Annotated in this window: 10 protein-coding genes; 7 read left to right on the forward strand and 3 right to left on the reverse strand. The window is 56.5% G+C overall.

The features are described from left to right. The first annotated feature begins 164 nt into the window (after positions 1 to 164). From F822_RS08610 to F822_RS08640, 7 genes are all read left to right on the forward strand, one after another. Complete coding sequence (locus F822_RS08610) at positions 165 to 1,877, forward strand: multiheme c-type cytochrome (RefSeq protein ID WP_025042261.1); 1,713 nt, start codon at positions 165 to 167, stop codon at positions 1,875 to 1,877. 33 nt (positions 1,878 to 1,910) lie between these two features. After that, positions 1,911 to 2,948, forward strand: a complete 1,038-nt coding sequence (gene haoB, locus F822_RS08615) for a hydroxylamine oxidation protein HaoB (protein WP_051536780.1) — start codon at positions 1,911 to 1,913, stop codon at positions 2,946 to 2,948. A gap of 367 nt (positions 2,949 to 3,315) precedes the next feature. After that, on the forward strand, positions 3,316 to 4,023 hold the full coding sequence (gene cycA / locus F822_RS08620; protein WP_025042259.1) for a cytochrome c-550 CycA: 708 nt from the start codon (positions 3,316 to 3,318) through the stop codon (positions 4,021 to 4,023). Next, positions 4,023 to 4,622 (forward strand): NapC/NirT family cytochrome c, encoded by a 600-nt coding sequence (locus F822_RS08625; RefSeq protein WP_053111332.1) that lies wholly within the window; start codon positions 4,023 to 4,025, stop codon positions 4,620 to 4,622. The genes cycA and F822_RS08625 overlap by 1 nt, the downstream gene beginning before the upstream one ends. Positions 4,623 to 4,881: 259 nt before the next feature. Beyond that, entirely contained in the window at positions 4,882 to 5,664 is a 783-nt protein-coding gene (locus F822_RS08630; RefSeq protein ID WP_025042180.1) for a hypothetical protein, read from the forward strand. Positions 5,665 to 5,858: 194 nt separating this feature from the next. After that, positions 5,859 to 7,394: a DEAD/DEAH box helicase gene (locus F822_RS08635; protein WP_025042179.1), complete on the forward strand. Its 1,536-nt coding sequence runs from the start codon at positions 5,859 to 5,861 to the stop codon at positions 7,392 to 7,394. Between the two features lie 83 nt (positions 7,395 to 7,477). Continuing rightward, positions 7,478 to 8,044, forward strand: a complete 567-nt coding sequence (locus F822_RS08640) for a cob(I)yrinic acid a,c-diamide adenosyltransferase (protein ID WP_025042178.1) — start codon at positions 7,478 to 7,480, stop codon at positions 8,042 to 8,044. 2 nt (positions 8,045 to 8,046) lie between these two features. Here F822_RS08640 and lspA read toward each other — a convergent pair whose 3' ends face one another. The 3 genes from lspA to F822_RS08655 are packed head-to-tail and all read right to left on the reverse strand — an operon-like array spanning position 8,047 to position 12,426. After that, positions 8,047 to 8,532: a signal peptidase II gene (gene lspA / locus F822_RS08645; RefSeq protein WP_025042177.1), complete on the reverse strand. Its 486-nt coding sequence runs from the start codon at positions 8,530 to 8,532 to the stop codon at positions 8,047 to 8,049. A gap of 33 nt (positions 8,533 to 8,565) precedes the next feature. Beyond that, positions 8,566 to 11,400 (reverse strand): isoleucine--tRNA ligase, encoded by a 2,835-nt coding sequence (gene ileS / locus F822_RS08650; RefSeq protein ID WP_025042176.1) that lies wholly within the window; start codon positions 11,398 to 11,400, stop codon positions 8,566 to 8,568. Between the two features lie 24 nt (positions 11,401 to 11,424). Further along, entirely contained in the window at positions 11,425 to 12,426 is a 1,002-nt protein-coding gene (locus F822_RS08655; RefSeq protein ID WP_025042175.1) for a bifunctional riboflavin kinase/FAD synthetase, read from the reverse strand. Positions 12,427 to 12,600 lie beyond the last annotated feature (174 nt).

Genomic DNA, 12,600 nt, shown 5'->3' on the forward strand with positions numbered 1-12,600 from the left:
TACGTTTAGGCTACGCGGTGTTTTAGGGAGGCCTTGGGGATAGCCCTGGGGGTTTTACAGAAAAGACAGATATCGGACTAGGGAGAGGCCCTGATTGCCTGGCGATCCGGGTTTCGAGTCTGGATATCGGACACAACAAATCAACACGGAGTAAGGAGAGAAAAATGGTTGTCAAACCTTGGCTGAAGCTGGTCACGCTCGCATGCGGCGCCTTATTGGCGGCGTCTGCGTACGCGGACTTTCCCAGCGTCCCCAAAGAAACGTACAAAGCGCTGAACCTGCAGCAATCGGCCTCACCGAAAGAATTGCACCAGGCGCTGGTCAAGCGCTACAAAGACCCGGCACAAGGTGCGGGCCGTGGCACCCTGGCCAAATACTGGGAGCCCATTCCCATGAGCATGTACTTTGACCCTGCCTCCTTCTACAAGCCGCCCACCTCCATGAAAGAAGTGGCTGCGCGCGACGAATGCGTCAAATGCCACACCGACGAATCGCCGGTCTGGGTCAACGCCTGGAAAAAGAGCACCCACGCCAACCTGGACAAGATCCGCAACTTAAAGCCTGACGACCCCATTTACTACAAGAAAGCCAAACTGGAAGACGTCGAGAAGAACCTTCGCTCCATGAACCGGCTCGGCGCCACCGAAAAGCTCAAGGAAGTTGGTTGCATCGACTGCCACGTCGACATCAACGCCAAAGGCAAAGCCGACCACATGAAAGACCTGCGCATGCCCACCGCAGACGTCTGCGGCACCTGCCACCTGCAGGAATTTGCCGAACGCGAATCCGAGCGCGACACCTTGATCTGGCCCAACAAGCAATGGCCGCAGGGACGCCCCTCGCACGCCCTTGACTGGAAAGCCAACGTCGAAGTCGCCGTATTTGCCGCCATGCCCCAGCGCGAGATTGCCGAAGGCTGCAGCATGTGCCACACCAACCAGAACAAATGCGACATGTGCCACACCCGGCACGAATTCTCCGCGGCCGAATCGCGTCAGCCCGAAGCGTGCGCCACCTGCCACAGCGGCGTAGACCACAACAACTGGGAAGCCTACTCCATGAGCAAGCACGGCAAGATCGTGTCCCTCATGGGCGACAAATGGAACTGGGAAGTCCCCCTGAAGGACGCCTACGCCAAAGGCGGACAGACCGCCCCCACCTGTGCCGGCTGCCACTTCGAGTATGAAGGCAAATACGCCCACAACGTCGTCAGAAAGATACGCTGGGCCAACTACCCCGCCGTTCCCGGCATAGCCGAGAACATCACCAGCGAATGGTCCGAAGAGCGGCTTGACTCCTGGGTCAAGACCTGCACCCAGTGCCACTCCGAACGCTTCGCCCGCTCCTACCTCGAATTCATGGACAAAGGCACCCTGCATGGCCTGGCCAAATTCAAGGAAGCCCACGGCGTAGCCGAGAAACTCTACAAGGATGGCCTGCTCACCGGCCAGAAGACCAACCGTCCCGCCCCCCTGGCACCCGACAAAGAAATGTTTGCCGGCTTCACCCAGCTCTACTGGTCCAAGGACAACAACCCTGCCGCCATCGAGCTCAAAGTCCTGGAAATGGGTGAGAACAACCTGCCCAAACTGCACGTAGGCTTAGCCCACGTCAACCCGGGCGGCTGGACCTACACCGAAGGCTGGGGACCCATGAACCGCGACTACGTCGAAGTCATGGACGAAAACACCAAGATTCGCGAAATGGCCGCCTTGCAGGCACGGGTCGCCAAAATGGAATCCAGCCGACGCTCCAGCCTGCTTGACATCCAGAGCACCGATGACAAGCTCTCCCTGGGCGGCCTGGGCGGCGGCATGCTCCTGGCCGGCACCCTGGCTCTGGCTGGCTGGCGCCGCCGTGAAAAAAGCGAACGCTAACATTTGAGCACCTCAACTTCAACCCGCGCCCCCGTGGCGCGGCGTAACACCAAACTCCTCCCCTCACTGGGCATCCTCCTGGTGGCGGGAGGAATTCTTTTACTCCTCTGGTTTGGCTGGCTCTGGTTCAACCCCGGCCCCGCCCCCTATCGCTACCAGCTCGTCACCGAAGGCGGCATCGACCAGTTTCCGCAACTGGGCCTGCCGGCAGACATCGACCCCGCCCTCAAGCTGGCCCAATACGAAGTCTATGCCGAAGGCGTCGACCAGCCCCTGGCACTCACCCACACCGCCAGGCTGGGCGACCACCCACCCGTGCGGCTCGACTGGGAAAACCACACCAGCGAACTGCTCGTCACCGTCGACAACAAACTCAGCGAACTTGCCGCCCTGTCTGTTGCCATCGCCAAGCATGCGCCCAAGGACGCGCTCATCCTCGCCTGGTGGGACACCTCGCGCCAGGTCAACCTCCTGGCCGGACGCGACACCCTGTTCACCACCCGCATCGGCGAACCCCTGATCGTCCCCACCCCGTGGCTTGAGCGCACCGACGCCATCAAACGCTACGAGAGCGAATTCTGGGGCGCGCCCGCCGGCGAACAGGAACGCGCCACCTTCCAGCGCTTCGCCGACGCCCTCCTGGCCCCGCCCGAGACCGGCGCCGCCCTGCTGCGCGAACTGGCAGGCAACCGCGAAGCCTACATTGCCATCCACGTCAACGACCTCTACAAACTGGGGCTCATGCGCCCCCAGTTTGACATCACCTACAAGAACTTCCCCATGGAAGGCAACATGCACGGCCTGATCGGCTACCTCAAGACCTGGATGCAGAGCAACCAGTTCGACACCTACACCCTGCAATCCATTTCCGACAAAATGGTGCGCGCCTACTTCCTGCACAAAGGCCCCAACAGCGAGAGCCTCATCGCCCAGATGCTGCCCTTCACCGAATCCCAGCCCCTGGAACTGCAAGCCCTCCAGCTCATCTACCAGCAAGGCGGCTACTGGGTCTACAAGATCCCCGCCCCCGGCGACGGCGCAAGCGGCGCCGACCTCCCCGAAGGCACCTGATTCCGGCGATATAACGCAGACACAGCGCAGACACCGCGACAGATACAAGCGAGCAGACCCCAGACCCGAAGACCCACCAGACCACCGCCCCGGCCCACCCGCCTGCGGCGGGCTGGCGGTACCAGTGGTACCAGAAAGAGTCATGGTACTGGTGCTACCCGTTTACAGAAACCGGAGATACAGTATGGGCAAAATCCGGAATCCGGTAGTAGACCGCGCATTTATCGCTTAAGCGTTATAATACAAAGGATTTTACGTTTCCCGTGCGCTTCGCTTTCAGGGGCACGCTGCAAGCGTCGGATTCAGGATAAAAAAAGTTTTAATAACACCCGGATAATTTTGTCTCGCCAGAAAAAAAGGAGAAACCATGAGCCATCGCATGACATTAGTCCTCGCCGCAGCCGCCATGCTGGCGGTAGTTGCAGGCAGTGCTACCGCGCAATCGTATGAAGGCCGCAAGAAGTGCAGTTCCTGTCACAAGAGCCAGGCCGAATCGTGGGGCGACACCGCGCACGCCAAAGCCATGGACTCCCTGAAGCCCAACACCAAAGCCGAGGCCAAGAAGAAGGCCAAGCTCGACCCGACCAAGGACTACACCAAGGACAAGGACTGCGTAGGCTGTCACGTCGACGGTTGGGGCAAGGAAGGCGGCTACACCGTCGAAGACCCGAGCAAGTTCACCACCGGCGTGGGCTGCGAATCGTGCCATGGTCCCGGCTCCAAGTATCGCGGCACCCACCGCAAGGCCGGTGCTGCCTTCGAGAAATCGAAGAAGACCGCCCCGCGCCAGACCTTGGCCGATGCCGGACAGGACTTCAGCTTTGAAGAAAGCTGCAACGCCTGCCACATGAACTACGAAGGCAGCCCGTGGAAGGGCGCCAAGAAGCCCTACACCCCCTTCACCCCCGCGGTGGACAAGAAGTACACCTTCGACTTTGACAAGTACGTCAAGGACACCAAGGCCATGCACGAGCACTACAAACTGGACGGCACCTTCACTGGCGAGCCGAAGTTCAAGTACCATGACGACTTCCAGGCCAAGGCCAAAGTGGGTGTGAAAGGTTCGGAGGACTGATGGCGGGAATGAAAGCAGGCGGCACCCTGCTCACAGGTGCCGTACTGGGAATCGTGATGGTGGCGGTGGTATTCGGCGGCGAGGCCGCCGTCTCCACCACCGAATTCTGCACCAGTTGCCATTCCATGAGTTATCCCGCGGAGGAGCTCAAGACCTCCTCGCACTATGGCGCGCTGGGGGCCAACCCCGGCTGCAAGGACTGCCATATCCCGCAGGGCTTCAAGAACTTCCACCTGGCGGTGGCCACCCACGTGGTGGATGGGGCGCGCGAGCTGTACATGGAGTTTGCCGAGGATTACTCCACCCTGGAGAAGTTCAACGAGCGCCGGCTGATCATGGCGCACGATGCACGCATGAACCTGAAGAAGTGGGACAGCCGCACCTGTCGTGAATGCCACAAGAATCCGCAACCGCCCGGCGCTGATGCCAAGGCTGCGCACAAGAAGATGGAGACTGAAGGGGCGACCTGCATCGACTGCCACCAGAACCTGGTGCACAAGGAGGCCCCCGAGACCGACTTGAACGAGAGCAAGAAACAGGGCAAACTGGTCCTCAAACCCGAAAAGAAGGATGACGACGAGGAGGATGAGGAGGAGTGAGTCGGATCACACCGGCTACAGCACCTGGCACACCTCATCCATTCACCCGAACCGCTGTTTCCCGCGTCCGCGCGAGGGAGCAGCGGTTTTACTTGCATCAAGCAATAGTGCCGGTTTCCCAGACAGAATTCGATGGAAAGGCTTGATTCCATCTCCAGGCTGGATGTGTGATAGTCTGATCGCTTAAAAACTTCAAAAGTGATCCCCGTCCCGCACCAAATCAATTTAAAGCCGGGACATCTATCTGAGTAAGAAAAGAATGCTACGTAATTTCCCCCCCCCGAATACGAACTGTTCCCATCGGATACGCGATTATTTCATCGCGACCCTAACATTCGTGTGCGTGGCGATCAGCTTGAACCTGGACGCCAGCGGGAGCCTGGAACAACAAAGAAACATGGGCCTTCTCGCCTGGACATTCCTGTTCGGCTTGCTATTGGGAGAGAATAAGGAAGTACGGATGCAGGTCATCATTGCGGTCGCGTTCGCTACGCTTGGCGAGCACTTCGCCTCCATCTATATGCAAGGCTACACTTATCGGTTTGGCAACGTGCCGGCCTATGTTCCGCCGGGTCACGGAATGGTATACCTGACGGCTGTTGCACTTGCCCGCTCCGGTTTCTTTCTGTCCCACGCGCGCAAAATAGCGATGTTTGTCGTATTGACCTGTGGCGCATGGTCAGTCTGGGGAATCAGTGGTTATCCCTCGCAGGGAGATCAAGTCGGTGCACTACTGTTTTGCGTTTTTCTGATATACCTGTTCAAAGGCCGCTCGCCAATGGTTTATCTGGCGGCCTTCTTTATCACCACCTGGCTGGAACTGATCGGTACGGCAGTGGGAACCTGGAGATGGGCAACGATAGAACCTGTTCTCGGGTTATCGCAGGGAAATCCGCCTAGCGGCGTTGCAGCCTGGTATTGCCTGGTCGATGCCGTGGCCATCGGGGCCGCACCCGCGTTATTGAACGGATTCAAAAAGAGCGGCGAGTGGTTTAAAGCGGAGAAGCCCAAAAATATCCGGCAGGGTGCGAGAAATGATTAGATGAATTTTTCAAGTTTCGACAGGTCTAATTTATGCTTACTTGGTGAAGCATCTGGTAAAGCCGGGATTCCGGAGACTCTGGGCACCACCAACATCTTTTGTTATCACTTTTTCCTGTTTTCAATCTTCTTTTTTAAACTACTCCATCTGAACTGTCCTAGTAGCGATTGCCGGATGGGCAAGCAATAATGGATATGTCGTTCACTCAACTCAATCTTTCGTCCGAAATCCTACGCGCCATAGCCGATCAAGGCTACACCGAACCTACACCGATTCAAGCCCAGGCAATTCCGCTCATACTCGAGGGAAAAGATATCATGGGAGCGGCCCAGACAGGCACTGGCAAAACCGCAGGCTTTACATTGCCCATGCTGAGCCGACTGCAACCCGGGGCCAGCACCAGCGCCTCGCCCGCAAGACATCCGATTCGTTCGTTGATCCTGGTACCCACGCGTGAACTGGCTGTCCAGGTATACGAAAGCGTAAAAACCTATGGTAAATATCTGCCCCTCAGGTGTGCCGTCGTTTACGGGGGTATGGATATGCAGCCCCAGACGAAGGATTTGCGCGCTGGCGTAGAAATTCTCGTTGCGACGCCCGGCCGCCTGCTGGATCATATCCAGCAGAAGACTATGAGCCTGTCGAAGGTCGAGATCCTGATACTGGATGAAGCCGACCGCATGCTGGATATGGGTTTCCTGCCCGATATCAAGCGCATTCTGGCGTTGCTGCCGCAGCAGCGCCAAAGTCTGATGTTCTCCGCAACTTTCTCTGAAGAGATCAAGAAGCTGGCAAACACGCTTTTAAGAGATCCGGAATTGATCGAGGTAGCAAGGCGTAATTCCATCGCGGAACTGATCACTCACGTGGTGCACCCTGTGTCCAGGACGCGCAAGCGTGAATTGCTGGCTCACCTCATCAAATCGGCAGACTTGAAACAGGTTCTGGTATTCGTCCGCACCAAGCACGGCGCCAGCCGGCTGGCTGAGCAGTTGGAACGGGATGGAATCACTGCGACGGCAATTCACGGCGACAAGACTCAGCCTCAACGCACTCAGGCGCTGGCGGAATTCAAGGAAGGCATAGTTCGCGTATTGGTGGCGACCGACGTTGCTGCGCGGGGGTTGGACATTGAGGATCTGCCGCATGTGGTCAACTTCGAATTGCCCACCACGCCCGAGGACTATATCCATCGGATTGGCCGAACCGGCCGCGCGGGCACAAAAGGAGACGCAATTTCACTGGTATGCGAGGATGAGGCCGAGTTGGTCCAAGGTATCGAAAAGCTCCTGAAATTCAAGCTCAATTCCACGGTAATCGCGGGATTCGAGTCGGAAGCCCACGGCCATCCCGCGGAATCCACAGAATCTGAAGGTAAACATCGCACATTCGATCGCAACAAATCGGCACGGCCAGAACAGCGAAATGCGATCAAACGCGCTGATCGGCCCGATGACGCGCACTCCGCATTGCATCCCAGAAATGGCAAAGACGCCAAGCGCCCCAGAGACCACGCGAGCCCACAGCGGCGGGGCTCCACGGTGCCCGAGGATCCATTATTCAGCCAACCTTATATACCTCGTACGCCCGCAGCCCAGCACGCCGATAACCCAGAAGCGGCGTCCTCGCGGAACAACCAACCAGATCATTCGCCCCATGGACAGCAGGGTAAGCGCTTGGCCGCACTATTTATGCCGAGATCGCCAAGCAAACCCGAGCAAGATCACTAGCAGTTACGCCCAGGGCTCCATCTCGACCTAACCGTTCCAATCCGCGGACGCCTATCAATGTCTATTAGCGGATAACCTGAAGCATGGCAAAACGCCTGACAAAAATCTATACCCGCACCGGCGACGACGGCACAACTGGACTCGGTGACGGCGCGCGATCCCTTAAGGATGGTTTGCGCATCGAGGCTATCGGCACCGTCGATGAACTCAACAGCTTCATGGGTGTTCTGCTTGCAGAAAATCTCGAGGAGGAAGTGCGCAACAACCTGGAAGACATCCAGCATGACCTGTTCGATCTGGGCGGCGACCTGAGTATTCCCGGACGCGTGACGATGAGCGAAGCGCAAGTCAGTCGTCTGGAAAAACAGCTTGATGACTATAACGCCCCACTGACCGCGCTGAAAGAATTCATACTTCCCGGTGGAACCCGAGCCGCTGCTTTATGCCACGTTGCCCGCGCCGTCTGTCGCCGCGCCGAGAGATGCGTGGTAAAGCTATATCGAACCGAAACAGCGGTGCCATACCACGTTCGATACCTCAACCGCTTATCCGATTTCTTATTTGTGCTATGCCGCGTATTGAACCGCCAGAACGGCGTGGAAGATGTGATGTGGCAACCTCGAAAAAACTTCGGTTCCAATACGCTCTAGCACTATCCTCTACTTTTTCCCGTGCCCAGTTCCTTATGGCGGAAACTTTCGATCACCATTAATACCGCACCGATAAAAATTGCGGAATCCGCTACATTAAATGCAGGCCAATGGTTGCCGCCCACATGAAAATCCAGGAAATCGACCACATGGCCCAGAGTGATCCGATCCCACAAATTACCGAGTGCGCCGCCGAGTATCAGGCTTAGCGCGATACAGAAAAGTCTGTCTGCAGCATGTTTGCGCAGCAGATAAATGATCAGCAGCGAAGCGACCGCCGAAATCCCGGTAAAAAACCAACGTTGCCAACCACCGGCATCACTAAGAAAACTGAACGCCGCACCCGCATTATAAGTCAGCACCAGGTTAAAAAAGCTCGTCAGCGGAATCTGCTGCCCGTGAACCAACGCGGACTCCACCCAATGCTTGGTCGCCAGATCCAGCACCAGCACGATCGACGTCAGGATCAGGCTATGCTGCAGCTTCATCATACCCGCCGCGCCATCATGAGCGCAGTATGCTCAGGCATGATGCCGTATCTCCCCTGAGCCATACAGATTTGATACACATCGACCGCATATTGTCGGGTGATCGACATCGGCGCCAACATCCGCACGATAATGCCAGCAGCGTTCGCATTTCGGGTGGACGCATGGTGTGACAAAAACCCCTTCTTTCCCTGCATTCTCTACACGCACCACCCGCGCCGCAGATGTGACGAATATCAGTCGCATATCGTCGCCTAGCGAGTCCAGCAACGCGAAATCATCCCCAACGGCATGAATTTCAACCTCGGCAGCAAGCGACGAGCCAATCTTCCCTTGGCCACGCGAATCTTCCAAGCGCCCTTGTACCTGAGAGCGCAGTTCGCGAATTCTCGCCCAGCGTTGCATCAATGCACCTTCATCCGGTTGCAAAGGAAATTCATGCCATGTATGCAGCAGCACACTGTCCTCGCTGTCTCGCATGTCGCCTGTCAGATGGCTCCATACCTCTTCCGCGGTAAAGCTGAGAACAGGCGCAAACAAGCGCACCAGGCTATGCGCAATCTGGTGAAGCGCACTTTGCGCCGAACGGCGCGGAATACCCTTGGCGGCTGCGGTATAAAGCCGATCCTTGAGAATGTCCAGGTAGAAACCACCCAAATCTTCCGAACAGAAATTATGCAGACGATGTACGATCAGGTGAAAATCGTAATCCCGGTAGCTTTCGGTCAGGTCATCCTGAAGTTTGCGGGAAAACGCCAGCATATAGCGATCTATCTCCAGCCATTGCTCTACCGCCACCGTGTCCACCGCCGGGTCGAAATCAGCCAGATTCGCAAGCAGAAAACGCAACGTATTGCGTATGCGCCGATAGCTTTCCACCACCCGTTTCAAAATCTCATCGGATATCGACAACTCGCCGGAATAGTCGGTAGAAGCCACCCAAAGGCGAAGAATATCCGCCCCCGAGGTATCCATTACCTTCTGCGGCGCAATGACATTTCCTTTCGACTTGCTCATCTTGCGGCCATGGCCATCCACCACAAAACCATGCGTGAGCAATGCGTCGTAAGGCGCGCGCCCGTTGATAGCACAACCTGTCAAGAGGGAGGATTGAAACCAGCCCCGGTGCTGGTCGGAACCCTCCAGATAAAGGTCGGCAGGATACCCGAGCTGAGCATTTTGCTTGAGTACCGTTTCATGGGTCGTGCCCGAATCAAACCACACGTCCAGTGTATCCGTCAGCTTCCTGTATTTCTGTGCCTCTTCACCCAGCAGTTCTGCCGCATCCAGGCTAAACCATGCTTCAATTCCCTCTCGCTCCACGCGCTGTGCCACCTGTTCCAATAACTCATCCGTGCGGGGATGCAGTTCATCGGTTTCCTTATTCACGAAGAGCGCCATCGGCACGCCCCAGGTGCGCTGGCGCGAAACACACCAGTCGGGCCGATTCTTCACCATCGCATCCAGACGAGCACGGCCCCAGGAAGGATAAAACGCTGTCGCTTCCACCGCAGCCATGGCCGATTCCCGCAATGTCCGGCCAGCCCCATCCTGATCCGTATCGCTCACCTGCTTGTCCATGGCAATAAACCACTGAGGCGTAGCGCGGAAGATAATAGGGGTCCTGTGCCGCCAGCAGTGCGGGTAACTGTGCTGAAGTTTATCCGCTTTCAATAAAAGACCGTTTTTCTCCAGCACCTCGATCACCACATCATTGGCCTTCCATACCGAAAGACCGCCAACAAGCGGCACATTCTCGAAGAACCGGCCATCACCGCCAACCGGGTTCTCAACCGGCAAGCCATATTTCTGGCCCACGACATAATCATCGACGCCATGCGCGGGGGCTGTGTGTACGGCACCTGTACCGGTTTCCATGGTGACATGCTCGCCCAGGATTATCGGGACCTGCCGCTCATAAAATGGATGCTGCAGCAGCATGTTTTCAAGGTCTGCCCCGGTACACTTTCCCGCTATGCTGACCCCAGTCCTATCAATGCCGTAGCGCTCAAGCGCACTATCCATCAATGCCTCGGCAATAAGTAAATACTCACTACCGACATCTGCCACAACGTAATACTCGTCAGGATTCAGGCTCACCGCTTGATTAGCGGGCAACGTCCAGGGCGTTGTCGTCCATATCACCACATACACCTGTTTAGCAGCTAAATTCTCTGGAGCAGAATCCCGCGAACCACCAACCTTTTTCCAGAACTGCCCGGTATCGATCACCCTGAATTTCACATCGATCGCCGAAGACGTCTTGTCTTCATATTCCACTTCCGCTTCCGCCAATGCGGAGCCGCAGTCTATGCACCAGTTAACGGGCTTCTGTCCCTGATAGACATATCTCTTGCGAAGGATTTTTCCGAATGCACGGATAATGCCCGCCTCGGTGCTGTAATTCATGGTGAGATAAGGATGGTCCCAATCCGACAGCACGCCTAGCCGGATAAAATCCGCTTTCTGCCGCGCAACCTGCTGCGTCGCAAAATCACGACATAGCTCACGCACCTTGTCCGCAGGTAAATTCTTGCCATATTTCTTCTCCACCTGATGCTCGATCGGCAAGCCATGGCAGTCCCAACCCGGCACATAGGGCGCATCAAAGCCAGCGAGAGTCTTTGACTTGATAATAATATCTTTGAGGATCTTGTTCACCGCATGGCCAATATGTATGTCGCCATTGGCATACGGCGGGCCGTCGTGCAGCAAGAATTTGGGGCGGCCTTTGGAAACCGCCCGAATCTTCTGGTAGAGATTCTTTTCCTGCCATGCCTTGAGCATCACAGGCTCGCGCTTGGCAAGGTCACCGCGCATGGGGAAGGGCGTATCCGGCAGGTTCAGTGTTTTTTTATAGTCGGTCATATCATCTGCAATATATAGCGGACATCAGTTCGATCTGTGCAGAAGGCTTTTTGCGGCGTCAGTAGAAGATACCAGGGGCGCCGAGCTAAAGTAGTCTCTGGCATTCTCCACATCTCGTCCAATCTGCGTGGTAAGCGTAATAAGGTCGGGATATTTTTCTTCATCCCGGAGCTTATGAAGAAAATGCACTCGCAGGTGGCAGCCGTATATTTCCTGATCGAAATCGAAAAGGTGAACTTCCAGCACCGGCTTGCCATGTTCATGCACTGTCGGGCGTACGCCCAGGCTGGCTACCCCCCGAATCGAATCTGGAGAGAATAAACCTGCCATTCCCCTGGTCTTTATCTCGACTTCTACCGCGAAAATTCCCGACAGCGGCGGCCGGTTGTGCTTGAACTCGATGTTGGCAGTGGGGAACCCGATCTGCCTGCCGAGCTTGGCGCCGCTCACCACCCGCCCGCTGATGCTATAGGGCCGCCCCAGCAGGCGCTTCACAAGGTCCAGGTCGCCCGCAGCCAACGCTTTACGAACCGCCGTGCTCGAAACCCTCACACCATCCACGACATAGCCCGGCATTTCTTCCACTTCAAAACCACACCGAGCGGAAAATGCCTCAAGCATGGCAAAATCCCCGGCCCGGCGGGCGCCAAAGCGAAAATCATCGCCTACCAGCATCCAGCGCACGGCAAGGCCTTGTTGCAAAATACCGACAATAAACTCTTCCGCGCTGATTCTCGCAAAATCGAAATCGAAGCGGCACACCTGCACCCGTTCCACGCCTGCCGCCGCCAGCAACTCCAGCTTTTCCCGCAGGCTGGTGAGCCGGGTAGGGGCCTTGTCCGGCGCAAAAAATTCGCGCGGGTGCGGCTCGAAGATCATCACGCAAGACGTCAGGCCAAGCCTCGTGGCGGCTTCCTTCAAGCGGGCAAGCATAGCCTGGTGGCCTAGATGCACCCCATCAAAATTGCCTATGGTGAGCGCAACGGGCGCTTCTGCCTGAGCGGGAATACCGCGAGAAACACGCATGGCTTGCGACTGCTAAAACGCTGAATTATATCTGTTTCAGGCTGGTTTATTCAGTATAACGAACATATCATGGCGCTAAATATGGATTTTCTGGTATGCGAACCCGGTGCCAGCTTCACCGAACCTCTGCCTAACCGAGGTAAAACGGCTCGACCTCATCATTCCGTGAACAAT

The sequence above is a fragment of the Nitrosospira briensis C-128 genome, assembly GCF_000619905.2.
Lineage (GTDB): Bacteria > Pseudomonadota > Gammaproteobacteria > Burkholderiales > Nitrosomonadaceae > Nitrosospira > Nitrosospira briensis.